The organism is Streptomyces sp. NPDC050263 (assembly GCF_040655955.1).
Classification (GTDB): domain Bacteria; phylum Actinomycetota; class Actinomycetes; order Streptomycetales; family Streptomycetaceae; genus Streptomyces.
Genome location: NZ_JBFAKW010000027.1, coordinates 63,264 through 89,948 on the forward strand (window position 1 = coordinate 63,264; position 26,685 = coordinate 89,948).

The window sequence follows — 26,685 nt, forward strand, 5'->3', positions numbered from 1 at the left end:
CTGCCCTCTTTCCGCTCTCACCCCTTCATCGTTCGGCAACGCTTCACCGGTTCACTGCCGCTCGGGATTTCTCAGAATTTCTCGGGACTTTTCTGGAGACAGCCATGACCCTGGCGCCCCAGCGGGCCGACGTGCCCGTGACCATCGACGAGTCGAAGTGCATCGACGGCTGCACCCTCTGTGTGGACATGTGCCCGCTGGACTCCCTCGCCATCGACGAGAGCAACGGCAAGGCCTATATGCACGTCGACGAGTGCTGGTACTGCGGCCCGTGCGCGGCCCGCTGTCCCACCGGAGCCGTCACGGTCAACATGCCCTACCTGCTCCGGCGAAAGGCGCGAACCACAATGAAACCGATCAAACCCCCAGCCGTCGCCGCGTCGGCCGCCCTCCTGCTGCTCCCCCTCGCCGGATGCGGCAGCGCCGAGGCCGGTAGCGGATCCACGGTCACCGTGACCGTCGGCTACCAGTCCAAGACCATCAACACGGTCACGGCCGGCACCCTCCTCCGTTCGCTCGGCTACTTCGAGAAGCAGCTCAACGCCCTCGGCGACGGCACGACCTACAAGGTGGACTGGCAGGACTACGCCACCGGCGCCCCCCATCACCGCGCAGATGACCGCCGGGAAGATCGACATCGGCTCGATGGGCGACTTCCCGCTCCTCATCAACGCCGCCCGCGGCAAGCAGCTCGGCAAGCCCACCTACCTGGTCTCGATCACCGGCTACAACCTGCGCGGCGGCCTCAACACCATCGTCACCGCACCCGACTCCAAGCTCGCCTCCGTCGAGGACCTCAAGGGCAAGAAGGTCTCCACCAGCGTGGGCTCCGCCGCCGACGGCACCCTCGTACGGGCCCTTCAGAGGGCCGGAATCGACCCGAGCAAGGGCATCGAGAAGCTCAACCAGCAGCCGGCCGTGGGCGCGTCGGCGCTCACCGCGGGCAGCGCGGACGCGCTCTCGCAGTTCGTCGCCTGGCCCGGCCGCTCGCCTACCAGGGCAAGGCGAAGGCCCTGTACGACGGCGCCCAGCTGGACCTGCCCACCTTCCGCGGCGTCACCGCCCGCGAGGACTTCGCGAAGAAGCGCCCGGCCGTGCTGGAGGCGTTCCTGAAGGCGCAGGCGGAAGCCACCGCCTACCTGAACGACCATCCCGTGGCCGCCGCCGAGAGCGTCGCGAAGGCCACGAGTCTGCCCGCCGAGGTCGTCTACCTCTACAACGGCACCCACGGCATCTCCACCTTCGACCCGGCCGTCAAGCCCCAGCTCGTCTCCGCCCTCGAGGAGGACGTGTCGATCCTGAAGGCGGCGAAGCTGACCGGGGACATCGACGTGGACTCCTTCGTCGACGACCAGTACGTGAAGAAGGCGCTCGGCTCGTCCTACGCCGAGCAACTCGCCGCCTCGCCCGCACCGGCCGCGAGCGAGGTGTGGCCGAAGGGCGCCGAGGAGACCCGCGCCTTCAAGACGCCCGCCGAGCTGCTGGCCTACGTCGCGCAGCACAAGGACGGCATCCGCGCCGCCTATGTCCCCGACGCCACCACCGGCACCCTGTGGTTCGCCGACAAGGCGATCTGGGTGACCGACGGCGCGACCCTGCTGCCGTTCGTCGCCCCCGCGACCGCGCAGGCCTACGTCGACGCGCACGGCGGCGCCCGGGTCGTCACGTACGCCGAAGCGCTGGGGCGGGCGTCGTGACCCGGTACGCGCTCAGGGCGGCCTCGGTGGCGGCCGCCCTGGGCCTGTGGCAGCTGCTGACCAGTCTGAACGTCGACCTGTGGTTGCGTTTCTCGCAGTTCCCCACGGTCGCCGACGTGACCCGCGCCTTCGCCGACCGGCTGGCCGGCGACGACTACTGGACGGACCTCACCGACAGCCTGACCCGCATCCTCACCGGCTTCCTCCTGGCCGCCGCCCTCGGCGTGGCCACGGGCGTGCTCGTGGCGCGCTCGCGGCTCGCCGAGGACGTGCTCGGACCGATCCTCGAAGTCGTCCGCCCGATTCCCGCGATCGCCCTGGTCCCCGTCGCGATCCTGCTCTTCCCCTCCAACGAACAAGGCATCGTCTTCATCACCTTCACCGCCGCCTTCTTCCCCGTTCTCGTCTCCACCCGGCACGCGGTCCGGGCGCTGGCCCCCGGGTGGGAGGAGGCGGTGCGCACCATGGGCGGCGGCCGGTGGCGGATCCTCGGCTCGGTCGTGCTGCCGGGCGCGCTGCCCGGCATCTTCGGCGGTCTGTCGGTCGGCATCGGCGTGTCGTGGATCTGTGTGATCTCCGCCGAGATGATCTCCGGTCAGTACGGCGTCGGCTACCGCACCTGGCAGGACTACACGGTCGTCGACTACCCGGGCGTGTTCGTCGGCATGGTCACGATCGGCGTGCTCGGCTGGGCCACGTCCACCGCCGTGGAACTTCTCGGCCGCCGCCTGACCCGCTGGCTGCCCCGCACGTCGTACGTCCCCGCAGGCCGCCCCCGGGCGGGGAGCGTCCGGCCGGCCGCTGCGGCGCCGGCCGCCGCCACCGCCGTCCGCACCGGACCCGACCCCGAGGAGGCGTGCGATGAGCACCTCGTCTGAGAGCCGCGAGAACACCGGCAACGCCACTGGTACAGCCCCCGGTACAGCCACCGACACGAACATCGCCGCAACCGTGGGCGCGGGCGCACGTGGCACGCGGCTCACTCTCCGGGCGGCCACCCTCGGCCGCCCCGACGCCGCCGCCCTGGACGCCGTCGACCTGGACGTCCCGCCGGGCGAGATCCTCACCGTCGTCGGCCCCTCGGGCTGCGGCAAGTCCACGCTGCTGCGCAGCCTGGCCGGGCTGCTGCCCGCGCTGGCCGGCACCGTGGAGCAGGACGGCCGGCCGATCGCCGGGCCGGCGGCGGATCGCCGGGCCGGCGGCGGATCGCGCCCTGGTCTTCCAGGAGGATGCCCTGCTCCCCTGGCGCACTCTGCTGGCCAACGTCGAACTGCCCCTCGCCATCCAGGGCTCGCTGCGCGCGGAGCGCAGGAAGCAGGCCCACGCCTGGCTCGAACGGGTCGGCCTCGCCGACCGCGCGCGGCAGCTGCCGCACCGCGTCTCCGGTGGCCAACGCCAGCGGGCGCAACTGGCCCGGGCCCTCGCCGCGGGTCCGCGCGCCGTCCTCATGGACGAACCCTTCGGCGCCCTCGACGCCCAGACCCGGGCCGGCATGCAGGACCTGCTGGTGGAGGTGCTGCACGGCACGGGCGCGACGGTCGTGTTCGTCACCCACGACGTGGACGAGGCCCTGTTCCTGAGCGACCGCGTGGCTCTGCTCGGCGCAGGCCGCCTCCTCGCCGTCCGGGACGTGCCGCGCCCGCGCGACCGCGCAGCCCGTGACGACCCCGCGCGCGTGGCCCTGCGGCGCGACGTCCTGACCTCACTGAGCATCTGAAAGGCACCCCGGTGGACACCCCCCTCCAGATCCCCGCGCTCGGCGACGCCGAGGAGCTGACCTGCGACGTCCTCGTCATCGGTGGCGGCACCGCCGGCACCATGGCGGCCCTGACCGCCGCCGAGCACGGCGCGGACGTGCTGCTCCTGGAGAAGGCGCACGTCCGCCACTCCGGGGCACTCGCGATGGGCATGGACGGCGTCAACAACGCGGTCATCCCCGGCCGCGCCGAACCCGACGACTACGTCGCCGAGATCACCCGCGCCAACGACGGGATCGTCGACCAGTCCACCGTCCGCCAGACCGCCACCCTCGGCTTCGCCATGGTGCAGCGCCTGGAGTCGTACGGCGTGAAGTTCGAGAAGGACGAGCACGGCGACTACGCGGTCCGCCAGGTCCACCGCTCCGGTTCGTACGTGCTGCCGATGCCGGAGGGCAAGGACGTCAAGAAGGTCCTGTACCGCCAGCTGCGGCGGCGCGAGATGCGGGAGCGGATCCGCATCGAGAACCGGGTGATGCCGGTGCGCGTGCTGACGTCCCCCGAGGACGGGCGGGCTGTGGGAGCGGCGGGCTTCAACACCCGTACGGGGCAGTTCGTCACCGTCCGCGCGGGCGGCGTCATCCTCGCGACCGGCGCGTGCGGCCGCCTCGGCCTGCCCGCCTCCGGCTACCTGTACGGCACGTACGAGAACCCCACCAACGCCGGCGACGGCTACGCCATGGCCTACCACGCGGGCGCCGAACTGACCGGCATCGAGTGCTTCCAGATCAACCCGTTGATCAAGGACTACAACGGCCCCGCCTGCGCTTATGTCGCCAACCCGTTCGGCGGCTACCAGGTCAACCGGCACGGCGAGCGCTTCGTCGACTCCGACTACTGGTCGGGCCAGATGATGGCCGAGTTCGCGGCGGAGGTCGCGAGCGACCGGGGCCCGGTGTACCTGAAGCTGAGTCATCTCCCCGAGGAGTCGATCTCCGCCCTCGAGTCGATCCTGCACTCCACCGAGCGCCCGACCCGGGGCACCTTCCACTCCGGCCGCGGCCACGACTACCGCACCCACGACATCGAGATGCACATCTCGGAGATCGGCCTCTGTGGCGGCCATTCGGCCTCGGGTGTGCGGGTGGACGACCACGCGCGTACGACCGTCCCCCGGCTGTACGCCGCCGGCGACCTGGCCTGCGTCCCGCACAACTACATGATCGGCGCGTTCGTCTTCGGCGATCTCGCCGGTGCGGACGCGTCCCAGTACAAGGCGTACGACGGTCAACTTCCCGTTGACCAACTGCGTGAGGCGCACGAGCTCGTCTACCGCCCGCTGCGCAACCCGCAGGGCCCGCCGCAGCCCCAGGTCGAGTACAAGCTGCGCCGCTTCGTGAACGACTACGTGGCCCCGCCGAAGTCGGGCGCGCGGCTGTCGCTGGCCCTGAACGCCTTCGAACGGATGCGCGACGACGTCGCCGAGATGGGGGCCCGCACCCCGCACGAGCTCATGCGCTGCGCCGAGGTCGGCTTCATCCGCGACTGCGCGGAGATGGCCGCGCGCGCCTCCCTGGCCCGTACGGAGTCCCGCTGGGGCCTCTACCACGACCGCCTCGACCATCCTCAGCGCGACGACGCCTCCTGGTTCCACCACCTCGATCTGCACAAGTCCCCCTCTGGTGCGATGGAGTTCACGGCCCGACCCGTGGCTCCCTATCTGGTTCCGGTCGACGAGTTCAGCCCCGTCGGCGGTCCTTCGCGGTATCTCGGCGAGGTCCACTCCGAGGACGTGGCCACGGCCGGTTCACGGGACGTGGCGCCCGTCGCCGCCGGGACCGAGGCAGCCGCCCCGGACCCGACGGGCCTCGCAACGCCTCCGACGCCCGAGCCCGACGCCGAGCACTCGTCCTCAGGCCGGTCCGCCTCCCGCCTCCTCGAACTCGTCGCCCTCGCCGAGGAGGAGCCCGCACTCGCCGCTCTGCTTCCCTACTTGACCGACCCGGCGTCAGCCGTCCGGCGCGAGGCCGTCGCCGTCCTCACCGAGACCGTGCCCGTGGGCACCGGTCCCGCCCTCGCCGAGGCGCTGCGCGACCCGGCCGCCGAGGTCCGCGCCGCCGCCGCGGCCTCGCTGCGCGAGCTGGTCGAGACCCTGCCCGCGGAACCCGCCCTGCGTGACGGCCTCGCCGACGCCCTCACCGAGTCCGACCCCGTGGTCCGCGCCGCGGCCCTGGACGTGCTGCGCGCCCTGCGCCTCGGTGACGCCGCCCTCTTCGCGGGCTTGCTCACCGACGCCGACATCGCCGTCCGGATCGAGGCCGTCCGCGCTCTGGTCTCCGTCGACGCCGCCGACGAGCTGGCCCGTGCGGCGACCGCCGACCCGTCCCGCGAGGTCCGCGTCACGATCGCCAAGGCCCTGGCCACGGTGGCGGCCGACCGCCTGAGCGCCTCCGGGCCCGGCGCGAGGTCCGGTTCCGGCGTCGCCCTGGAGCATGACGCCGTCCACACGGCGCTGGCCGGTCTCGTGGGAGACCCCGACGCGTTGGTGCGCGCCGCCGCCTACGGGGCGTTGGGCACCACCGGCTGCCCGGTGCCGCTCGCCGCCCGGGCCGTGGCAGCCCTGGCCGACCCGGCCTGGCAGGTGCGTGCAGGCGCCGCGACCGCGCTGTCCGTGGCCGACCCCGACACGGCCGTCCCCGTCCTGGCCAAAACGCTGGCCGATCCGAACGCCGACGTCCGCAAGGCCGCCGTCCTGGCCCTGACCCGCCACCGTGCCTCACAGGCGGCTCTCGCAGCCCTGGCCACGGCGACGACGGACTCGGACGCGGACGTCAGGGCGTATGCGACGCGCGCTCTATGAGGGGTGCGGCGGGCCGGGGACGGTGACCGCCCGTGTCCTCTCCCCCTTCCTCCTTCCCCCTTCTTCCTTCTTCCGTAGGTCCGCTCGACGTCCTGTCCGCTGTATCGCTTATATCCAGTCCTCGGGCTCCGGCTCCGCGTCCATCTCGGGCCAGTAGTCCGGGTCACCCGCATCCGTCCGGGTGACCCGAGCGGCGCCGGGAGCGGAACTCCCCGTCGGCACGGGAGCGGCCGTGGCCGGTGTTCCGCCGGGTGCCCCGCCCAGCGCGGCCAGGACCTCCAGCACGCCCTCGCCGTACGTCACCAGCTTCTTCTCACCGACGCCGCTGATGCCGCCGAGCTGCTGCACCGAGGTCGGCCACGCCGTGGCGATCTCCCGGAGCGTCGCGTCGTGGAAGATGACGTACGCCGGAACGCCCTGCTCACGGGCCTGTTCGGCACGCCAGGCGCGCAGGGCCTCGAAGGCGGGCAGCAGTTCCTCGGGCAGCTCGGCCGCGGCGGCCTTGGGCTTGCTCCGGCCGGAGGAGGACGAGCCCGACGCCTTCGACGCCGCGGGCTTCTTCGGCTCCTTGCGCAGCGGCACGTCCCGCTCGCGGCGCAGCACCGCCCCGCTGGCCTCGGTCAGCACCAGCGTGCCGTACTCCCCCTCGACGGCGAGGAGCCCCTGTGCCAGCAACTGCCGTACGACGCCGCGCCATTCGCCTTCGGCGAGGTCCTCGCCGATGCCGAACACCGACAACTGGTCGTGGTCGAACTGGATCACCTTGGCCGTGCGCTTGCCCATCAGGATGTCGACGATCTGCACGGCGCCGAACTTCTGCCCGCGCTCCCGCTGCAGACGCACCACCGTCGACAGCACCTTCTGGGCCGCGACCGTGCCGTCCCAGGTCTCCGGTGGCGTCAGGCAGGTGTCGCAGTTGCCGCAACCCGCCGGGGCCGGTTCCTGGCCGAAGTAGACGAGCAGTTGTCCGCGGCGGCACTGGGCGGTCTCGCAGAGCGCCAGCATCGAGTCCAGGTGGGCGCCGGCCCGCCGCCGGAAGGCCTCGTCGCCCTCACCGGACTGGATCAGCTTGCGCTGTTGTATGACGTCGTTGAGGCCGTATGCCATCCATGCCGTGGAGGGCAGGCCGTCACGGCCTCCTCGCCCGGTCTCCTGGTAGTAGCCCTCGATCGACTTGGGCAGGTCGAGGTGGGCCACGAACCGCACGTCCGGCTTGTCGATGCCCATGCCGAAGGCGATCGTCGCGCACACCACCAGGCCGTCCTCCCGCAGGAACCGGGACTGGTGCGCCGCGCGCGTGCCCGCGTCCAGACCGGCGTGGTACGGCACCGCCTCGACGCCGTTCTTGGAGAGGAACTCGGCTGTTTTCTCGACCGAGTTGCGCGAGAGGCAGTACACGATGCCCGCGTCGCCCGCGTGTTCCTCGCGCAGGAAGTTCAGCAACTGCTTCTTGGGGTCGGCCTTCGGCACGATCCGGTACTGGATGTTGGGCCTGTCGAAGCTCGCCACGAAGTGCCGGGCCGACGGCATGTTCAGCCGCTGGGTGATCTCCTGGTGCGTCGCGTGGGTGGCCGTCGCCGTGAGCGCGATCCGCGGGACGTCCGGCCAGCGCTCGCCGAGCAGCGAGAGGGACAGGTAGTCGGGGCGGAAGTCGTGGCCCCACTGGGAGACACAGTGCGCCTCGTCGATCGCGAACACCGCGATCTTGCCGCGCGAGAGGAGATCCAGGGTGGACTCCAGGCGCAGTCGCTCCGGCGCCAGGTACAGCAGGTCCAGCTCGCCGGAGAGGAACTCGGCCTCGACGACGCGCCGCTCGTCGAAGTCCTGCGTCGAGTTGACGAACCCCGCGCGCACGCCGAGCGCGCGCAACGCGTCCACCTGGTCCTGCATCAGCGCGATCAGCGGGGAGACGACGATTCCCGTGCCGGGTCTGACCAGGGCGGGGATCTGGTAGCACAGCGACTTGCCGCCGCCGGTCGGCATGAGGACGACCGCGTCCCCACCGGCCACGACGTGCTCGATGACCGCTTCCTGTTCGCCGCGGAAGGCGTCGTACCCGAAGACCCGGTGCAGCGCGGCCAGCGCCTCGCTGTCGGTCTGCTCCGATGTCCCGGTGATCCCTGTCATCTCGCTGATCCCGCCCGTCGCACCCATCGTCTGGTCCCCCGTACGTCGTCTCTCGACCACTGCCTCCACGATAGGGGTCCGCACTGACACCGCCGGAGTTATCCACAGACCCGATCCGGTGACTCTGCGTGACGACGTCCGGAAATCCCCGAAACCCGATCACCTGTGCGACGTCAGCGGGCCCGGCCCCCACCTGGGGAACCGGGCCCGCTGCACTCACACCCCCAGGTCAGCGCACGAACACTCCCGCCTGGTTCGCCAGGTCCAGGAAGTACTGCGGCGCCACACCCAGCACCAGCGTGACCGCGACGCCCACGCCGATCGCCGTCATCGTCAGCGGCGACGGAACGGCGACGGTCGGGCCCTCGGGCCGGGGCTCGCTGAAGAACATCAGCACGATCACGCGGATGTAGAAGAACGCCGCGATCGCCGAGGAGATCACACCGACCACGACCAGCGGGGCCGCGCCGCCTTCTGCCGCCGCCTTGAACACGGCGAACTTTCCGGCGAATCCGCTGGTCAGCGGGATACCGGCGAAGGCCAGCAGGAACACCGCGAACACGGCCGCCACCAGGGGCGAGCGCCGGCCGAGCCCCGCCCACTTGGACAGGTGCGTCGCCTCGCCGCCGGCGTCGCGCACGAGGGTGACCACCGCGAACGCGCCGATCGTCACGAAGGAGTACGCGGCCAGGTAGAAGAGGACGGACGAGACGCCGTCCGGGGTGGTCGCGATGACACCCGCGAGGATGAATCCGGCGTGCGCGATGGACGAGTACGCCAGCAGGCGCTTGATGTCGGTCTGGGTGATCGCGACGATCGCGCCGCCCAGCATGGTGACGATCGCGACGCCCCACATGACCGGCCGCCAGTCCCAGCGCAGTCCGGGCAGGACGACGTAGAGCAGACGCAGCAGGGCGCCGAACGCGGCCACCTTGGTCGCCGCCGCCATGAAGCCGGTGACCGGGGTCGGTGCGCCCTGGTACACGTCGGGCGTCCACATGTGGAACGGCACCGCGCCCACCTTGAAGAGCAGCCCCATGACGATCATCGCCGCGCCGACGAGGAGCAGCGCGTCGTTGCCCATGGTGTCGGCGAGCGCCGGGTTCACGTTCTGGACGGTGCCGTCGACGACCTGCGCGATGGTCCCGTACGACACCGAGCCCGCATACCCGTACAGCAGTGCGATGCCGAAGAGGGTGAACGCGGAGGCGAACGCGCCGAGCAGGAAGTACTTGACCGCGGCCTCCTGCGACATGAGCCGCTTGCGGCGGGCCAGTGCGCACAGGAGGTACAGGGGCAGCGAGAACACTTCCAGGGCGATGAAGAGGGTCAGCAGGTCGTTGGCCGACGGGAAGACCAGCATGCCGGCGACCGCGAACAGCAGCAGAGGGAAGACCTCGGTGGTGGTGAAACCGGCCTTGACCGCGGCTTTCTCGCTGTCGCTTCCAGGTACGGACGCCGCCTGGGCGGCGAAGGAGTCGACCCGGTTGCCGTGCACCTCGGGGTCGAGCCGCCGTTCGGCGAAGGTGAACAGGCCGACCATGGCGGCCAGCAGGATCGTGCCCTGGAGGAAGAGGGCCGGTCCGTCGACCGCGATCGCGCCCATGGCCGCGATGCGCGCCTTCGTGGTGCCGTACCCGCCCTCCGCCAGCGCGACCACCGCGGCGAACGCTGCGGCCAGCGCCACGACGGACACGAACAGTTGTGCGTAGTAGCGGTGCTTGCGCGGCACGAACGCCTCGACCAGCACTCCGATGATCGCCGCGCCCACGACGATCAAGGTGGGCGACAATTGCCCGTATTCGATCTTCGGCGAGTCGATCTTCGAAATCGGGTCGGTCGCGGCTGCCGCCGTTGTCCACAGGCTGTGGACGGCTGATGCGCTCACTTGGCCGCCTCCACCTCGGGCTGGGGGTCCTTCTTCTGGACGTCGGACAGGGTCTGCTTGACCGCCGGGTTCACGATGTCCGTGACGGGCTTCGGGTAGACACCCAGGAAGATCAGCAGCGCGATCAACGGGACGACGACCGCGAGCTCACGCGCGCGTAGGTCCGGCATCGCCGAGACCTCGGGCTTCACCGGACCCGTCATCGTCCGCTGGTAGAGGACGAGCGTGTAGAGCGCGGCGAGGACGATGCCGAAGGTGGCGATGATGCCGATCGCCGGGTAGCGCGCGAACGTGCCGACCAGGACGAGGAACTCGCTCACGAAGGGGGCGAGTCCGGGCAGCGACAGCGTCGCCAGGCTGCCGATCAGGAAGGTGCCGGCGAGCACCGGGGCGACCTTCTGCACACCGCCGTAGTCGGCGATGAGCCGCGAGCCGCGCCGCGAGATCAGGAAGCCGGCGACCAGCATCAGGGCGGCCGTCGAGATGCCGTGGTTGACCATGTAGAGCGTCGCTCCGGACTGGCCCTGGCTGGTCATCGCGAAGATGCCCAGAATGATGAACCCGAAGTGCGAGATCGACGCGTACGCGACAAGCCGCTTGATGTCCCGCTGGCCCACGGCGAGCAGCGCCCCGTAGACGATGCTGATCACCGCGAGGACGAGGATGACGGGCGTCGCCCACTTGCTCGCCTCCGGGAAGAGCTGGAGGCAGAAGCGGAGCATCGCGAAGGTGCCCACCTTGTCGACGACCGCCGTGATGAGGACGGCGACGGGCGCGGTGGCCTCGCCCATGGCGTTGGGCAGCCAGGTGTGCAGCGGCCACAGCGGCGCCTTCACCGCGAAGGCGAAGAAGAAGCCGAGGAACAGCCAGCGTTCGGTGTTCGTCGCCATGTCGAGCGTGCCGTTGGCACGGGCTTCGGCGATCTCCGCGAGCGAGAAGTTCCCGGCGACCACATAGAGGCCGATCACCGCGGCCAGCATGATCAGACCGCCGACCAGGTTGTACAGGAGGAACTTCACGGCCGCGTAGGACCGTTGGGTGGACGCCGTCTCCTCACCGTGCTCGTGGGCCCGGTCCCCGAAGCCGCCGATGAGGAAGTACATCGGGATGAGCATGGCTTCGAAGAAGATGTAGAAGAGGAAGACGTCGGTGGCCTCGAAGGAGAGGATCACCATCGCCTCGACGGCCAGGATCAGGGCGAAGAAGCCCTGTGTCGGCCGCCAGCGCTTGTTTCCCGTCTCCAGCGGGTCGGCGTCGTGCCAGCCCGCGAGGATGATGAACGGGATCAGCAGCGCGGTCAGCGCGACGAGCGCGACCCCGATGCCGTCCACGCCCAGCTCGTACCTGACCCCGAAGTCCGCGATCCAGGAGTGGGATTCGGTGAGTTGGTAGCGGGCGCCGTCCGGGTCGAACCGGACCAGGACGACGACCGCTAGGGTGAACGTCGCAAGGGAGAACAGCAGCGCCAGCGCTTTGGCGGCGTTGCGCCGGGCGGCCGGGACGGCGGCCGTGGCGACCGCCCCGATCGCCGGGAGCGCCGCCGTCGCTGTCAGCAGAGGAAAGGACATCGGTATCAGACCGCCCTCATCAGCAGGGTCGCGGCGACGAGGATCGCCGCACCGCCGAACATCGAGACCGCGTACGACCGCGCGAAGCCGTTCTGGAGCAGGCGCAGCCGCCCGGAGAGACCGCCGACCGAGGCCGCCGTGCCGTTGACGACGCCGTCGACCAGGGTGTGGTCGACGTAGACCAGGGAGCGTGTGAGGTGCTCGCCGCCGCGGACCAGGACGACATGGTTGAAGTCGTCCTGGAGCAGATCGCGCCGGGCGGCCCGGGTGAGCAGCGATCCGCGCGGGGCGACGACCGGGATGGGGCTGCGGCCGTACTGGGCGTAGGCGATGGCCACGCCGATCACCAGGACGACCATCGTGGCGAGGGTCACGGTGAGGGCGCTGACCGGCGGGTTTCCGTGCTCGTCCCCGGTGATGGGCTCCAGCCAGTGCACGAAACGGTCCCCGATGCTGAACAGGCCGCCCGCGAAGACCGATCCGAAGGCCAGCACGATCATCGGGATCGTCATGGTCTTCGGCGACTCGTGCGGGTGCGGCTCGTGCCCGTGCTCGTCGGGCTGCCAGCGCTTCTCGCCGAAGAACGTCATCAGCATCACGCGCGTCATGTAGTACGCGGTGATGGCCGCGCCGAGCAGGGCGCATCCGCCGAGGATCCAGCCCTCGGTGCCGCCCTTGGCGAACGCCGCCTCGATGATCTTGTCCTTGGAGAAGAAGCCGGACAGCCCAGGGAATCCGATGATCGCGAGGTAGCCGAGGCCGAAGGTGACGAAGGTGACCGGCATGTACTTGCGCAGGCCGCCGTACTTGCGCATGTCGACCTCGTCGTTCATGCCGTGCATGACCGAGCCCGCGCCGAGGAACAGCCCTGCCTTGAAGAAGCCGTGCGTCACCAGGTGCATGATCGCGAAGACGTAGCCGATGGGGCCGAGGCCTGCGGCCAGCACCATGTAGCCGATCTGCGACATGGTCGAGCCGGCCAGCGCCTTCTTGATGTCGTCCTTCGCGCAACCGACGATCGCACCGAAGAGGAGCGTGACGGCCCCGACGACGGTGACGACCAGTTGCGCGTCGGGAGCGCCGTTGAAGATCGCGGCGGACCGGACGATCAGGTACACGCCCGCGGTCACCATCGTGGCCGCGTGGATGAGGGCCGAGACCGGGGTCGGGCCCTCCATCGCGTCCCCGAGCCAGGACTGCAGCGGCACCTGGGCGGACTTGCCGCAGGCGGCGAGCAACAGCATCAGGGCGATGGCCGTGAGCTTGCCCTCCGAGGCGTCACCGGCGAGACCCGGCTCCTCGAGCGTGCCGAGGAGCGGGCCGAAGGCGAACGTCCCGAAGGTGGTGAACATCAGCATGATGGCGATCGACAGGCCCATGTCGCCGACACGGTTGACCAGGAATGCCTTCTTCGCGGCGGTGGCGGCGCTGGGCTTGTGCTGCCAGAAGCCGATGAGCAGGTAGGAGGCGAGACCGACGCCCTCCCAGCCGACGTACAGCAGCAGGTAGTTGTCGGCCAGGACGAGGATCAGCATCGCCGCGAGGAACAGGTTCAGGTAGCCGAAGAAGCGGCGGCGCCGCTCGTCGTGCTCCATGTACCCGATCGAGTACAGGTGGATCAGCGAGCCGACGCCCGTGATCAGCAGCACGAACGTCATTGACAGCTGGTCGAGGCGGAACGCGACGTCCGCCTGGAAGCCCTCGACCGGGATCCAGCTGTACAGATGCTGGGTCAGCGTCCGGTGTTCGGCGTCCTTGCTCAGCAGGTCGCTGAAGAGGACGACACCGAGCACGAAGGAGACGGTCGACAGGAGCGTGCCGATCCAGTGGCCGACGGCGTCGAGTCGGCGACCGCCGACCAGGAGGACGGCCGCTCCGAGCAGGGGCGCCGCGATGAGCAGCGCAATCAGGTTCTCCACGTTTCTTCCGACCCCTTACAGCTTCATCAGGCTGGCGTCGTCGACCGAGGCCGAGTGGCGGGAACGGAACAGCGACACGATGATCGCGAGTCCGACCACGACCTCCGCGGCGGCGACGACCATCGTGAAGAAGGCGATGATCTGGCCGTCGAGATTGCCGTGCATCCGGGAGAAGGTGACGAACGCGAGGTTGCAGGCGTTGAGCATGAGCTCGATGCACATGAAGACGACGATCGCGTTGCGCCTGATCAGTACTCCCGTCGCACCGATCGTGAACAACAGGGCTGCGAGGTAGAGGTAGTTGACGGGGTTCACTTCGACGCCTCCTCGGTCCGCCGGGAGTTCGGCTTGAGGTGCGGCGGCTCGATCGGGGCCCGCTCCAGGCGCTCCTCGGCGCGCTGCTCCAGGGCCTTGAGGTCGTTGAGCGCCTCGGTGGACACGTCCCGGATCTGACCTCGCTCGCGCAGGGTCTTGCTGACTGTGAGCTCCGACGGGGTGCCGTCGGGCAGCAGGCCCTGGATGTCCACCGCGTTGTGCCGCGCGTACACGCCCGGCGCGGGCAGCGGCGGTACGTGTTTGCCCTCGCGGACGCGCTCTTCGGACAGCTCCCGCTGGGTCTTGGCCCGCTCGGTGCGCTCCCGGTGGGTGAGCACCATGGCGCCGACGGCGGCCGTGATGAGCAGGGCGCCGGTGATCTCGAAGGCGAAGACGTACTTGGTGAAGATGAGGGCCGCGAGGCCCTCCACATTGCCGTTCGCGTTCGCCTCGGCGAGGCCGTTGAACTCGGTCAGGGAGGCGTTGCCGATGCCGGCGATCAGCAGGATGCCGAAGCCGAGGCCACTGACCAGGGCCAGCCAACGCTGCCCCTTGATGGTCTCCTTCAGCGAGTCCGCCGCGGTGACGCCGACGAGCATCACCACGAAGAGGAACAGCATCATGATCGCGCCGGTGTAGACGACGATCTGCACGATGCCCAGGAAGTAGGCGCCGTTGGCGAGGTAGAAGACCGCCAGGATGATCATGGTGCCGGCGAGACAGAGCGCGCTGTGCACAGCCCTCTTCATGAAGACGGTGCACAGGGCGCCGATCACGGCGACGGTGCCGAGCACCCAGAACTGGAAGGCCTCGCCGGTGGAGGTGGAGTAGGCGGCGAGCTGCGCGGTCATGCCTCCGCCTCCTGGTCTTCGGGCTTCTCACTCTTGGAAGTGGCCACCTGGCGTTCCGTGCCGGGCGCGGCTTCCGTCACCAGGCCCCGGTAGTAGTCCTGCTCGTCCGTGCCCGGGTAGATGGCGTGGGGTGCGTCGACCATGCCGTCCTCGAGGCCGGCGAGCAGTTGCTCCTTGGTGTAGATCAGGTTGGCTCGGCTGGAGTCGGCGAGCTCGAACTCGTTGGTCATCGTCAACGCGCGCGTGGGGCACGCCTCGATGCACAGGCCGCACAGGATGCAGCGGGCGTAGTTGATCTGGTACACGCGCCCGTACCGCTCGCCCGGCGAGTAGCGCTCCTCGTCGGTGTTGTCCGCGCCCTCCACATAGATGGCGTCGGCGGGGCAGGCCCAGGCGCACAGCTCGCAGCCGACGCACTTCTCCAGGCCGTCCGGATGGCGGTTGAGCTGGTGCCGTCCGTGGAACCGGGGAGCTGTGGTCTTCTGCTGCTCCGGGTACTGCTCGGTCAGCCGCTTCTTGAACATGGCCTTGAAGGTCACGCCGAAGCCGGCCACGGGGTTCTGGAAACCGGGATCGGTCTCCTTGGGCTCCTCAGCCATCGGACGCCTCCTTTCCATCCATTGATCCGTCACTCACAGTGTCCACCCCGCCACTGACAATGAGCTCCCGCTCCCGGCGCGGACCGCGCCTGGGCACCGGCGGCAGCTCCTGTCCCGGCAGTGGCGGGACAGGGAATCCGCCCGCCATCGGGTCGAAGCCGGCGGGCTCGGCGGGAGCCTGGGCCTCCTTCCCCCCGCTGCGGAACATGTCCACCAGGAAGGAGAGCAACAGCAGGACCAGGACACCGCCGCCCACGTAGAGGGCGATGTCGGCGAAGTCGTAGTTCTCGTTGCGCAGGGTCCGCACGGTCGCGACGAGCATCAGCCACGTCACCGAGACCGGGATCAGGACCTTCCAGCCGAGCTTCATCAGCTGGTCGTAGCGGACGCGGGGCAGCGTGCCGCGCAGCCAGATGAAGAAGAACAGCAGCAACTGCACCTTGACGACGAACCAGAGCATCGGCCACCAGCCGTGGTTCGCACCCTCCCAGAAGGCGCTGATCGGCCAGGGAGCCCGCCAGCCGCCGAGGAAGAGGGTGGTCGACACGGCGGAGACCGTCACCATGTTCACGTACTCGGCGAGCATGAACAGCGCGAACTTGATCGACGAGTACTCGGTGTTGAAGCCGCCGACCAGGTCGCCCTCGGACTCCGGCATGTCGAAGGGGGCGCGGTTGGTCTCGCCGACCATCGTGACGATGTAGAGGATGAAGGAGACCGGCAGCAGCAGGATGTACCAGCGGTCGTGCTGCTGTTCGACGATCGTCGACGTCGACATGGACCCCGAGTAGAGGAACACCGAGGCGAACGCGGCGCCCATGGCGATCTCGTAGGAGATCATCTGCGCGCAGGACCGCAGGCCGCCCAGCAGCGGGTACGTGGAACCGGAACTCCAGCCCGCCAGCACGATGCCGTAGATGCCGACCGACGCGACCGCCAGGATGTAGAGCATCGCGATCGGCAGGTCGGTCAGCTGCATCGTGGTGCGCTGGCCGAAGATCGAGATCTCGTTGTCGGCCGGGCCGAAGGGGATCACCGCGATCGCCATGAAGGCCGGGATGGCCGCGATGATCGGTGCGAGGACGTACACCACCTTGTCCGCGCGTTTGACGATGAGGTCTTCCTTCAGCATCAGCTTCACGCCGTCGGCGAGCGACTGGAGCATGCCCCAGGGACCGTGCCGGTTGGGGCCGACGCGCAGCTGCATCCAGGCGACGACCTTGCGCTCCCAGACGATGGAGAACAGCACGGTCACCATCAGGAAGGCGAAGCAGAAGACGGCCTTGACGACGACGAGCCACCAGGGGTCGCGGCCGAACATCGAGAGGTCTTCAGCGGCGAAGTACGGGCTCATGCCTCCACCTCCTTGAGGGCGTCGGCGGCGAGCGTCGCCGGGCCGATACGGACGAGGGAGCCAGGTGTGGCCCCGGCGTCGGACGCGACGCCCCTACCGGTGGAGTTCAGCGGGAGCCAGACCACTCGGTCGGGCATCTCGGTGATCTGCAAGGGGAGTTCGACGACCCCGGCGGGCCCGGTCACGGCGAGCACGTCGCCGTCCTTGACGCCCGCCTCGGCAGCCGTGGCGGCCGACACGCGCGCGCGTGCGGCATGCCGGGTCCCGGCGAGCGCCTCGTCGCCCTGCTGGAGGACCCCCTGGTCTAGCAGCAGCCGGTGCCCGGCGAGGACGGCCTCCCCGGCAGCGGGTCGCGGCAACTGAGCAGCAGCCTCCAGAGGTTCGGTGGCCCGGGGGCCGTCCCAGGAGCCGAGTCGGTCGAGCTCCGCGCGCGTGGTGCGCAGATCCGGCAGACCGAGGTGGACATCCATGGCGTCGGCGAGCATCTGAAGCACGCGCGCGTCGCCGGGCGCCAGGCGGCGGGTCATCTGGTCGGGCTTCAGCGCCGCCTCGAAGAAGCGGACCCGGCCCTCCCAGTTGAGGAAGGCGCCCGCCTTCTCGGCGACCGCGGCCACCGGGAGGACGACGTCGGCGTGTTCGGTGACCTCGCCGGGCCGCAGTTCCAACGACACCACGAAACCGGCCTCGGCAAGCGCCTCACGCGCGCGTGCCGGGTCGGGCAGATCCGCGACCTCCACGCCCGCGACGAGCAGCGCCTGGAGTTCGCCGGACGCGGCAGCCTCGACGATCTGTCCGGTGTCGCGGCCGTAGCGGTGCGGGAGTTCGGCGAGGCCCCAGACCGCGGCGACCTCCTCACGCGCGCGTGGATCGATGGCCGGACGACCGCCCGGCAGCAGCGACGGCAGCGCGCCCGCCTCGATCGCGCCCCGCTCCCCCGCCCGGCGCGGAATCCACACCAGGCGGGCGCCGGTCGCCGAGGCGGCCCGGGCGGCGGCGGTGAGCCCACCGGCCACACCGGCCAGCCGCTCGCCGACGACGATCACCGCGCCCTCGGCCCGCAGCGCATCGGCGGCCTTGCCGCCCGCGTCCTCCAGGCCGACACCGCTCGCGAGCGCGTCCAGCCACTCCGTCTCGGTACCCGGAGCGGCCGGCAGCAACCTGCCGCCCGCCTTGTCCAGACCCCGGGTGGCGTGCGTGGCCAGGGAGAACACCCGCTGCCCGTGCTGCCGCCAGGCCTTGCGCAGCCTCAGGAAGACACCTGGTGCCTCCTCCTCCGACTCGAACCCGACCAGCAGGACGGCGGGGGCCTTCTCCAGGAAGGTGTAGGTAACGCCTGTACCGTCGAGGTCACGGCCGCGGCCGGCGACGCGGGCGGCCAGGAAGTCTGCCTCCTCGCCGCTGTGCACGCGCGCGCGGAAGTCGATGTCATTGGTGTCGAGCGCCACGCGCGCGAACTTGCTGTACGCGTAGGCGTCCTCGATGGTGAGGCGGCCACCGGTCAGGACACCGGTCCGGCCGCGCGACGCCAGCAGTCCCTGGGCGGCGATCTGCAGCGCCTCCGGCCAGGACGCCGGCACCAGGTCGCCCTCGGCGTTACGCACCAGAGGTGTCTCGAGCCGGTCCCGCTGCTGGGCGTAGCGGAACGCGAACCGCCCCTTGTCGCAGATCCACTCCTCGTTGACCTCGGGGTCGTTGGCGGCCAGGCGCCGCATGACCTTGCCGCGCCGGTGGTCGGTGCGCGTGGCGCAGCCGCCGGAACAGTGCTCGCACACGGAGTGCGAGGAGACGAGGTCGAAGGGGCGGGAGCGGAATCGGTACGCCGCCGAGGTCAGCGCGCCGACCGGGCAGATCTGGATGGTGTTGCCGGAGAAGTACGACTCGAACGGGTCGCCCTCACCGGTGCCCACCTGTTGGAGCGCGCCCCGCTCGACCAGCTCGATCATCGGGTCGCCCGCCACCTGGTTGGAGAACCGGGTGCAGCGGGCGCACAGCACGCACCGCTCGCGGTCGAGCAGCACCTGCGTGGAGATCGGGACGGGCTTCTCGTACGTCCGCTTGCGGCCCTCGAAACGGGACTCGGACTGGCCGTGCGACATGGCCTGGTTCTGCAGCGGGCACTCGCCGCCCTTGTCGCAGACCGGGCAGTCCAGCGGGTGGTTGATGAGGAGCAGCTCCATCACACCGTGCTGGGCCTTCTCGGCCACGGGCGAGGTGAGGTGAGTCTTCACCACCATGCCGTCCGTACACGTGATCGTGCAGGACGCCATGGGCTTGCGCTGGCCCTCGACCTCGACGATGCACTGGCGGCAGGCGCCGACCGGGTCGAGGAGCGGGTGGTCGCAGAAGCGGGGGATCTCGATGCCGAGCTGCTCGGCGGCCCGGATGACCAGGGTGCCCTTGGGCACGCTGATCTCGGCGCCGTCGATCGTCAGCGTCACGAGATCTTCCGGCGGGACCGCCGCCTCGCCGCCCCCGGACGGAGCGCTGGTGGTCACCGTCATGCGTTCACCTCCGTGTGCTTGTCCGCCCAGGCCGTCGACTTGGCGGGGTCGAAGGGGCAGCCGCGGCCCGTGATGTGCTGCTCGTACTCCTCGCGGAAGTACTTGAGCGAGGAGAAGATCGGCGAGGCGGCGCCGTCGCCGAGGGCGCAGAACGACTTGCCGTTGATGTTGTCGGCGATGTCGTTGAGTTTGTCGAGGTCGGAGAGGGCGCCCTTGCCTGCCTCGATGTCACGCAGCAACTGCACGAGCCAGTAGGTGCCTTCGCGGCACGGGGTGCACTTGCCGCAGGACTCGTGGGCGTAGAACTCGGTCCAGCGGGTGACGGCACGCACGACGCAGGTCGTCTCGTCGAAGCACTGCAGAGCTTTTGTGCCGAGCATGGAACCCGCGGCACCCACTCCTTCGTAATCAAGAGGGACGTCGAGGTGCTCGTCGGTGAACATCGGCGTCGAGGAGCCGCCCGGCGTCCAGAACTTCAGCCGGTGCCCGGGTCGCATGCCGCCGCTCATCTCGAGGAGCTGGCGGAGGGTGACGCCGAGCGGGGCCTCGAACTGGCCGGGGTTGGCCACATGCCCGCTCAGTGAGTAGAGCGTGAAGCCCGGGGACTTCTCGCTTCCCATCGACCTGAACCATTCTTTGCCGTTTTGCAGGATCGCGGGAACTGACGCGATCGACTCGACGTTATTCACCACAGTCGGGCACGCATAGAGGCCCGCGACCGCAGGAAAGGGGGGACGGAGCCGCGGTTGACCACGGCGGCCTTCGAGCGAGTCGAGCAGTGCGGTCTCCTCACCGCAGATGTATGCGCCGGCCCCGGCGTGCACGGTGAGTTCGAGGTCGAGTCCGCTGCCCAGGACGTTCTCGCCGAGGTAGCCCGCCGCGTAGGCCTCGCGCACGGCCTCGTGCAACCGCCGCAGAACGGGAACCACTTCACCACGCAGATAGATGAAGGCATGCGAAGACCTGATGGCATAACACGCGATCACAATGCCCTCGATGAGGCTGTGCGGGTTCGCGAAGAGGAGCGGGATGTCTTTACAGGTCCCGGGCTCCGATTCGTCGGCGTTGACAACTAGATAGTGCGGCTTTCCATCTCCCTGCGGAATGAACTGCCATTTCATTCCGGTCGGGAACCCCGCGCCGCCTCGCCCTCGCAGACCGGATTCCTTGACGTACGCGATCAGGTCGTCCGGCGACATGGCGAGCGCCTTGCGGAGGCCCTCGTATCCTTCGTGCCTTCGGTAGACGTCGAGGCTCCAGGACCTGTCCTCGTCCCAGAAGGCCGACAGCACGGGTGCGAGCAGCTTCTCGGGGCTGCTGCCTTTCAGCTCGGGTGCCAAGGTCATCACTCCCCCTCCTCGGCGGTAGGCCCTGCCGGGTGGGCCGGGTCGGAGGCCGATGTGTCCTGCGGCGCGTCGTGCGAACTCAGGTGCTCGGTGGGCGACGGCTCGTGCACCGCCCGGTCCTGCGGCTCGTCGTGCGGCCCGCCGTCCCGGGGGTGGACCACGCGCGCGGGTGCGGTCTCTCCCCTTGCCAGGCGAAGACCCACCAGCGACGCCGGTCCCGCACTGCCGCTCGCTTCGACGGCCCCGTCCCGCTCGTCGGGGAAGCCCGCAAGGATCCGGGCGGTCTCCTTGAAGGTGCACAGCGGCGCACCGCGGGTCGGCGAGACCGTGCGACCGGTCCGCAGGTCGTCCACCATGCGCTTCGCGCTCTGCACGGTCTGGTTGTCGAAGAACTCCCAGTTGACCATCACGACCGGCGCGAAGTCGCAGGCCGCGTTGCACTCGATGTGCTCCAGAGTGATCTTTCCGTCGTCGGTGGTCTCACCGTTGCCGACACCCAAGTACTCCTGGAGCTCCTCGAAGATCGCGTCGCCGCCCATCACCGCGCACAGCGTGTTGGTGCAGACGCCCACCTGGTAGTCACCGCTGGGGCGGCGCCGGTACATGGTGTAGAAGGTGGCGACGGCGGTGACCTCGGCCGTGGTCAGGTCCAGCACGTCCGCGCAGAACCGCATCCCGGTGCGCGTGACATGTCCCTCCTCCGACTGCACGAGGTGCAGCAACGGCAGGAGCGCGGACCGGGAGTCGGGGTAGCGGGCGATGATGTCGCGCGCGTCCGCCTCCAGCCGGGCTCGGACGTCGTCCGGGTAGGCGGGCGCGGGCAGTTCGGGCATGCCCAGGCTGACGCCCTGCTCGGAAGAAGAGGTGGTCACCGGTCGACGCCTCCCATCACGGGGTCGATGGACGCGACGGCGACGATGACGTCGGCGACCTGGCCGCCCTCGCACATCGCCGCCATGGCCTGCAGGTTGGTGAAGGACGGGTCCCGGAAGTGGACCCGGTAGGGGCGGGTGCCTCCGTCGGAGACGGCGTGCACCCCGAGCTCGCCCTTGGGCGACTCGACGGCCGCGTACGCCTGTCCCGGCGGAACGCGGAAACCCTCGGTGACCAGCTTGAAGTGGTGGATCAGGGCCTCCATGGAGGTGCCCATGATCTTCTTGATGTGGTCGAGGGAGTTGCCGAGACCGTCGGGGCCCAGGGCGAGCTGGGCGGGCCAGGCGATCTTCCGGTCGGCGACCATGACGGGCCCGGGCTGCAGCCGGTCCAGGCACTGCTCGACGATCCTGAGCGACTGGCGCATCTCTTCCAGACGGATCAGGAAGCGGCCGTAGGAGTCGCAGGAGTCGGCGGTCGGGACGTCGAAGTCGTACGTCTCGTAGTCGCAGTAGGGCTGTGCCTTGCGCAGGTCGTGCGGCAGACCGGTGGAGCGCAGGATCGGGCCGGTGGCGCCGAGGGCCATGCATCCGGCCAGGTCGAGATAGCCGACGTCCTGCATACGGGCCTTGAAGATGGGGTTCCCGGTGGCGAGCTTGTCGTACTCCGGGAGGTTCTTCTTCATCTTCTTCACGAACTCGCGGATCTGGTCCACCGCGCCGGGCGGCAGGTCCTGGGCGAGTCCGCCGGGGCGGATGTACGCGTGGTTCATCCGCAGGCCCGTGATGAGCTCGTAGATGTCGAGAATCATTTCACGATCACGGAATCCGTAGATCATGATCGTGGTCGCGCCGAGTTCCATGCCGCCGGTGGCGATGCACACCAGGTGGGAGGACAACCGGTTCAGCTCCATCAGGAGCACCCGGATGATCTTGGCTCGCTCGGTGATCTGCTCCTCGACGCCGAGGAGCTTCTCGACGGCGAGACAGTAGGCGGTCTCGTTGAAGAAGGACGTCAGGTAATCCATGCGCGTCACGAACGTGGTGCCCTGCGTCCACGTGCGGTACTCGAGGTTCTTCTCGATGCCGGTGTGGAGATAGCCGATGCCGCAACGGGCCTCGGTGACCGTCTCGCCCTCGATCTCCAGGATCAGCCGGAGCACCCCGTGGGTGGAGGGGTGCTGGGGGCCCATGTTGACGACGATGCGCTCGTCGTCGGCCCGGGCCGCGGACTGGACTACCTCGTCCCAGTCGCCACCGGTGACCGTATATACGGTGCCCTCGGTGGTCTCGCGCGCCGAAGCGGACGCGGCTGCTGACTGCGTGTTGCTCACGAGTACGACCTCCGCTGGTCCGGAGCCGGGATCTGGGCGCCCTTGTACTCGACGGGGATGCCGCCGAGGGGGTAGTCCTTGCGCTGCGGATGGCCCTGCCAGTCGTCCGGCATCATGATCCGCGTCAGGGCCGGGTGACCGTCGAAGACGATTCCGAAGAAGTCGTAGGTCTCGCGCTCGTGCCAGTCGTTGGTCGGATACACCGAGACCAGGGACGGAATGTGCGGGTCGGCGTCCGGAGCGCTGACCTCCAGGCGGATCAACCGGTTGTGAGTGATCGAGCGCAGGTGGTAGACGGCGTGCAGCTCGCGGCCCTTGTCGTTCGGGTAGTGCACGGCGCTGACGCCGGTGCAGAGCTCGAAGCGCAGGGCCGGGTCGTCGCGCAGGGTGCGGGCCACCCGGAGCAGGTGCTCGCGCTCGATGTGGAAGGTGAGCTCGTCGCGGTCGACGACCGTCTTCTCGATCGCGTTGTCGGGCAGGAGACCCTGTTCCTCCAGTGCGCCCTCGAGTTCGTCGGCGACCTCGTCGAACCAGCCGCCGTAGGGCCGGCTCGCCGCCCCCGGGAGCCGGACCGAGCGGACCAGGCCGCCATAGCCGGAGGTGTCGCCGCCGTTGTTGGCGCCGAACATGCCGCGCTGGACGCGGACCTCCTCGCCGCCTTGGCCGCGCTGGCCGGGGAGGTTGGAGGCGGAGAGATCCTTCTCGGGGTTCACCCCGTTCGACCCGTTCACCCCGTCCGAGGGGCCGTTCGCACCCTGGGTGCCGTTCGCGTCACTCACCGCAGCAGCCCCTTCATCTCGATCATGGGCAGGGCCTTGAGCGCCGCTTCCTCCGCCTCACGGGCCGCCTCTTCGGCGTTCACGCCGAGCTTGCTGTTCTGGATCTTGTGGTGGAGCTTGAGGATCGCGTCCATCAGCATCTCCGGGCGCGGCGGGCAGCCCGGCAGATAGATGTCGACGGGGACGATGTGGTCGACGCCCTGGACGATCGCGTAGTTGTTGAACATGCCTCCGGAGGACGCACACACGCCCATGGAGATGACCCACTTCGGGTTCGGCATCTGGTCGTAGACCTGCCGGAGCACCGGTGCCATCTTCTGGCTCACCCGGCCGGCGACGATCATCAGGTCCGCCTGACGGGGCGAACCTCGGAAGACCTCCATGCCGAAGCGCGCCAGGTCGTAGCGGCCGGCGCCGGTGGTCATCATCTCGATGGCACAGCAGGCGAGGCCGAACGTGGCGGGGAAGACGGACGCCTTGCGCACCCAGCCCGCGGCCTGCTCGACGGTGGTCAGCAGGAAGCCGCTCGGCAGCTTTTCTTCGAGTCCCATGGCTAAAGGCCCCTCAGTCCCATTCCAGGCCGCCGCGCCGCCATACGTACGCGTACGCGACGAAGACGGTGAGCACGAAGAGCAGCATCTCCACGAGCCCGAAAACACCCAGGGCGTCGAAGGTGACGGCCCAGGGGTAGAGGAAGACGATCTCGATGTCGAAGACGATGAAGAGCATCGCCGTCAGGTAGTACTTGATGGGGAAGCGCCCGCCGCCCGCCGGCGTGGGGGTCGGCTCGATCCCGCACTCGTAGGCGTCGAGCTTGGCCCGGTTGTACCGCTTCGGACCGATCAGCGTGGCCATGACCACGGAGAAGATCGCAAAGCCTGCCCCGAGGGCTCCCAGTACGAGGATGGGCGCATACGCGTTCACCGCTCCTCGCTCCTCTCAGTCGGCACTGACTGCTGGCGATGGCGTCGGACTCACATCAGCCCCACCGGCCCCACGAACCCCGCCCTTCTCGACGAAGATCGCGAACATGTGAAGCAGGTCACAAGCCCAACTGCCTCGCATCTTATGCCCGCCACTCTGTGATCTGCGACACGGGGTATTACACAAGCTTTGTGATCTCCACCACCTGATGAAGGATCATGAAGTCATATCAGCGGTGATCTTCGTACGCGAAGCGTCAGAGTGATCACAAGAAGTGACATTTTCACTCGTCGCCGCAGGCCACAAGGGGAGTCTCCATATCAAGAAGCTTCCCTTGCATGCAAATTGGAGATGGGCCCGGCGTCCTGATAGTGGGGCGCATTCACACACGAGAGGGAGCCGTGACCGAGGTGTGGACGCGTGCACGCGTTCACGAGCGGAATCGATCGCACCGCATGCGCGAGACACGGCCGTCCCGGTAACCGTTCCGTGACCTCCGCCACATTCATGAGAGGCGCGTAAGAAGGGGGCTTGGCCAACGGTCTCAACCGGTGGTAGGTGGCGGGCAATCCGGGCGTAACGACGAAAGCCCATGATCACAGGCTTGATCACCCGAGTCCGCAATGTCCGTTACGGCGTCAATAAAGAACCCTGGGCGAGGAATTTGGGGCATCCGTTGAACAACTGTGGCGCAGGACACGTTTCTTGTAGGTATGGAGGAGCCCCTGATACCGGTTGGACTCATGTCCCACACCGCTCACATACGCAGCCACCGGAAACCCCGCCGCAGCGCGTCGACGATCGCGATGCGGGCCGGAGTCGCCAGTGGTGTCCTCGGCACGCTGGCCGTCGCCACGGCGGCCGGTTCGGCCAACGCCGCCGAGCCGGTGACGCAGACGCTCGAACTGCCTGTGCTCACGGGCGACCTGGCCGCTCAGGTCGCACAGTCCGCTCAGGCCACACAGCAGGCCGCGGCGAACTACCAGTTGCAGGCCGAGCGCGACGCGGCCGCCGCAGCAGCAGCCAAGGAGGCCAAGAAGGACCTCGCCGACGCCAAGGCCGAGGCGACGAAGAAGGCCGAGGCCGCACGTAAGGCCGCCGCCGAGCGTGCCACGCGCGCCGCCGAGCGGACCGTGCTGTCCACTTCGGCGAGCGACAGCAGCAGTTCCAGCAGCTCGAGCACGTCCAACGCGACGGGTTCGGCCGCGGCTGTCATCGCCTTCGTGAAGGCACAGATCGGGGACGCCTACGTCTCCGGCGGCACCGGCCCCAACTCGTGGGACTGCTCCGGGCTCATGCAGACGGCCTTCAAGCAGGTCGGCGTCGACCTGCCGCGCGTCTCGCAGGACCAGTCGACCTTCGGTACCCAGGTGTCCCTGGACAACCTGCAGCCGGGCGACATCCTCTACTGGGGCAGCGCGGGCAGCGCGTACCACGTTGCCGTGTACGTCGGCGACGGCATGTTCGTCGGCGCGCAGAACCCGTCCACCGGCGTGGCCGAGAAGCCGCTGTCGTACGACCCGCCGACCGGAGCGGTGCGGGTGCTCTGACACCCCCTCGGCGCCCCTGAGGGCGCCTCACGCACGCAAGGGCCGCAGCCGCTCGGGGGCAGCGGCCCTTCGGGCTCCCTCCTGCCGCGCCCTGCCCCGCCGGCAGCCCCCCTGACGCCGACCGGCCCTGCCGACCGCTCTCAGCGCCCCTCAGACGCGCTGGGCCGCCTCTTCTGACGCACGTCGGGCCCACCGCCCTCGGCCGCCCCGACAAACCCCGCCGACGCCCGGAGCCCCGCTGGCGCCCGCAGCCCCGTCGGCGCTCCCTGTGCGGCTCGGATGCGCCCGCATGCGCCCGCATGCCCCGCTGACGCGCGGCTCCGCCAATCGTCGTCCTCCTGTGCTCGGGTGGGCCGACCGTCCCCGGGCACGCCTCGGCCCCGGGTCCGCCGTCTCGCTCGCGGCGCGGGGGGGGTGCCCCTATCTGTTTCGTCAACCTCGGTGGGGTCGGCTTGTAGGGGTTGATCCTGGCTTTCGGGAACGTCCCGCGAAGCGGGATGTTCG

At 69.4% G+C, this 26,685-nt stretch carries 18 protein-coding genes and 3 pseudogenes; 6 read left to right on the top strand and 15 right to left on the bottom strand.

What is annotated here, in order from left to right; genetic code table 11:
* Nucleotides 1-104 precede the first annotated feature (104 nt).
* The 5 genes and pseudogenes from AB0J04_RS15300 to AB0J04_RS15320 form a co-directional block, all read left to right on the top strand.
* Nucleotides 105-329, top strand: a pseudogene (locus AB0J04_RS15300) (ferredoxin family protein); the annotation flags it as partial.
* A gap of 27 nt (nt 330-356) precedes the next feature.
* Nucleotides 357-1,697, top strand: a pseudogene (locus tag AB0J04_RS15305) (ABC transporter substrate-binding protein).
* Complete coding sequence (locus AB0J04_RS15310) at nt 1,694-2,575, top strand: ABC transporter permease (protein WP_363168890.1); 882 nt, start codon at nt 1,694-1,696, stop codon at nt 2,573-2,575. Before AB0J04_RS15305 ends, AB0J04_RS15310 begins: the two are co-directional and overlap by 4 nt.
* Nucleotides 2,559-3,414 (top strand): annotated as a pseudogene (locus AB0J04_RS15315) (ABC transporter ATP-binding protein). The gene AB0J04_RS15310 and the pseudogene AB0J04_RS15315 overlap by 17 nt, the downstream one beginning before the upstream one ends.
* Before the next feature lie 29 nt (nt 3,415-3,443).
* Complete coding sequence (locus AB0J04_RS15320) at nt 3,444-6,254, top strand: fumarate reductase/succinate dehydrogenase flavoprotein subunit (RefSeq protein WP_363168907.1); 2,811 nt, start codon at nt 3,444-3,446, stop codon at nt 6,252-6,254.
* Between the two features lie 108 nt (nt 6,255-6,362).
* Here the strand turns inward: AB0J04_RS15320 and recQ are convergent, their stop codons facing one another.
* The 15 genes from recQ to AB0J04_RS15395 form a co-directional block, all read right to left on the bottom strand.
* The gene (recQ, locus tag AB0J04_RS15325) at nt 6,363-8,408 is read right to left on the bottom strand and encodes a DNA helicase RecQ (protein WP_363168908.1); all 2,046 of its coding nucleotides are present in this window, start codon (nt 8,406-8,408) and stop codon (nt 6,363-6,365) included.
* A gap of 202 nt (nt 8,409-8,610) precedes the next feature.
* Complete coding sequence (gene nuoN / locus AB0J04_RS15330) at nt 8,611-10,269, bottom strand: NADH-quinone oxidoreductase subunit NuoN (protein ID WP_363168892.1); 1,659 nt, start codon at nt 10,267-10,269, stop codon at nt 8,611-8,613.
* Entirely contained in the window at nt 10,266-11,837 is a 1,572-nt protein-coding gene (locus tag AB0J04_RS15335) for an NADH-quinone oxidoreductase subunit M (protein ID WP_363168893.1), read from the bottom strand. The genes nuoN and AB0J04_RS15335 overlap by 4 nt, the downstream gene beginning before the upstream one ends.
* Before the next feature lie 5 nt (nt 11,838-11,842).
* The gene (gene nuoL / locus AB0J04_RS15340; RefSeq protein WP_363168894.1) at nt 11,843-13,756 is read right to left on the bottom strand and encodes an NADH-quinone oxidoreductase subunit L; all 1,914 of its coding nucleotides are present in this window, start codon (nt 13,754-13,756) and stop codon (nt 11,843-11,845) included.
* A gap of 15 nt (nt 13,757-13,771) precedes the next feature.
* Nucleotides 13,772-14,071 carry an NADH-quinone oxidoreductase subunit NuoK gene (nuoK, locus tag AB0J04_RS15345; protein WP_020130147.1) on the bottom strand — a complete coding sequence of 100 codons (300 nt, stop codon included), beginning with the start codon at nt 14,069-14,071 and terminating at the stop codon, nt 13,772-13,774.
* Nucleotides 14,068-14,922: an NADH-quinone oxidoreductase subunit J gene (locus AB0J04_RS15350; protein WP_363168895.1), complete on the bottom strand. Its 855-nt coding sequence runs from the start codon at nt 14,920-14,922 to the stop codon at nt 14,068-14,070. Before AB0J04_RS15350 ends, nuoK begins: the two co-directional genes overlap by 4 nt.
* The gene (gene nuoI / locus AB0J04_RS15355; protein WP_363168896.1) at nt 14,919-15,521 is read right to left on the bottom strand and encodes an NADH-quinone oxidoreductase subunit NuoI; all 603 of its coding nucleotides are present in this window, start codon (nt 15,519-15,521) and stop codon (nt 14,919-14,921) included. Before nuoI ends, AB0J04_RS15350 begins: the two co-directional genes overlap by 4 nt.
* Nucleotides 15,514-16,875, bottom strand: a complete 1,362-nt coding sequence (gene nuoH / locus AB0J04_RS15360; RefSeq protein ID WP_363168897.1) for an NADH-quinone oxidoreductase subunit NuoH — start codon at nt 16,873-16,875, stop codon at nt 15,514-15,516. Before nuoH ends, nuoI begins: the two co-directional genes overlap by 8 nt.
* Nucleotides 16,872-19,376, bottom strand: coding sequence for an NADH-quinone oxidoreductase subunit G (locus AB0J04_RS15365; RefSeq protein ID WP_363168898.1), 2,505 nt, complete (start codon nt 19,374-19,376; stop codon nt 16,872-16,874). The genes nuoH and AB0J04_RS15365 overlap by 4 nt, the downstream gene beginning before the upstream one ends.
* On the bottom strand, nt 19,373-20,725 hold the full coding sequence (nuoF, locus tag AB0J04_RS15370; protein ID WP_363168899.1) for an NADH-quinone oxidoreductase subunit NuoF: 1,353 nt from the start codon (nt 20,723-20,725) through the stop codon (nt 19,373-19,375). The genes AB0J04_RS15365 and nuoF overlap by 4 nt, the downstream gene beginning before the upstream one ends.
* Nucleotides 20,722-21,594, bottom strand: coding sequence for an NADH-quinone oxidoreductase subunit NuoE (nuoE, locus tag AB0J04_RS15375; RefSeq protein WP_363168900.1), 873 nt, complete (start codon nt 21,592-21,594; stop codon nt 20,722-20,724). Before nuoE ends, nuoF begins: the two co-directional genes overlap by 4 nt.
* Nucleotides 21,591-22,928 (bottom strand): NADH-quinone oxidoreductase subunit D, encoded by a 1,338-nt coding sequence (locus AB0J04_RS15380; RefSeq protein ID WP_363168901.1) that lies wholly within the window; start codon nt 22,926-22,928, stop codon nt 21,591-21,593. The genes nuoE and AB0J04_RS15380 overlap by 4 nt, the downstream gene beginning before the upstream one ends.
* The gene (locus tag AB0J04_RS15385) at nt 22,925-23,707 is read right to left on the bottom strand and encodes an NADH-quinone oxidoreductase subunit C (RefSeq protein ID WP_363168902.1); all 783 of its coding nucleotides are present in this window, start codon (nt 23,705-23,707) and stop codon (nt 22,925-22,927) included. Before AB0J04_RS15385 ends, AB0J04_RS15380 begins: the two co-directional genes overlap by 4 nt.
* Nucleotides 23,704-24,258 (bottom strand): NADH-quinone oxidoreductase subunit B, encoded by a 555-nt coding sequence (locus tag AB0J04_RS15390; protein ID WP_057602796.1) that lies wholly within the window; start codon nt 24,256-24,258, stop codon nt 23,704-23,706. The genes AB0J04_RS15385 and AB0J04_RS15390 overlap by 4 nt, the downstream gene beginning before the upstream one ends.
* Before the next feature lie 13 nt (nt 24,259-24,271).
* Nucleotides 24,272-24,631, bottom strand: a complete 360-nt coding sequence (locus AB0J04_RS15395) for an NADH-quinone oxidoreductase subunit A (RefSeq protein WP_129307483.1) — start codon at nt 24,629-24,631, stop codon at nt 24,272-24,274.
* Nucleotides 24,632-25,374: 743 nt separating this feature from the next.
* Between AB0J04_RS15395 and AB0J04_RS15400 the strand changes: the two genes are divergently transcribed.
* Nucleotides 25,375-26,181: a C40 family peptidase gene (locus tag AB0J04_RS15400; protein WP_363168904.1), complete on the top strand. Its 807-nt coding sequence runs from the start codon at nt 25,375-25,377 to the stop codon at nt 26,179-26,181.
* The last annotated feature ends 504 nt before the right edge of the window (nt 26,182-26,685 follow it).

Excerpts from the sequence above, each read along its gene's own strand:
- recQ (WP_363168908.1), bottom strand. The coding sequence starts at position 8,408 with ATGGGTGCGACGGGCGGGATCAGCGAGATGACAGGGATCACCGGGACA.
- AB0J04_RS15335 (WP_363168893.1), bottom strand. The coding sequence starts at position 11,837 with ATGTCCTTTCCTCTGCTGACAGCGACGGCGGCGCTCCCGGCGATCGGG.
- AB0J04_RS15350 (WP_363168895.1), bottom strand. The coding sequence starts at position 14,922 with ATGACCGCGCAGCTCGCCGCCTACTCCACCTCCACCGGCGAGGCCTTC.
- nuoI (WP_363168896.1), bottom strand. The coding sequence starts at position 15,521 with ATGGCTGAGGAGCCCAAGGAGACCGATCCCGGTTTCCAGAACCCCGTG.
- nuoH (WP_363168897.1), bottom strand. The coding sequence starts at position 16,875 with ATGAGCCCGTACTTCGCCGCTGAAGACCTCTCGATGTTCGGCCGCGAC.
- AB0J04_RS15365 (WP_363168898.1), bottom strand. The coding sequence starts at position 19,376 with ATGACGGTGACCACCAGCGCTCCGTCCGGGGGCGGCGAGGCGGCGGTC.
- AB0J04_RS15390 (WP_057602796.1), bottom strand. The coding sequence starts at position 24,258 with ATGGGACTCGAAGAAAAGCTGCCGAGCGGCTTCCTGCTGACCACCGTC.
- AB0J04_RS15400 (WP_363168904.1), top strand. The coding sequence starts at position 25,375 with ATGTCCCACACCGCTCACATACGCAGCCACCGGAAACCCCGCCGCAGC.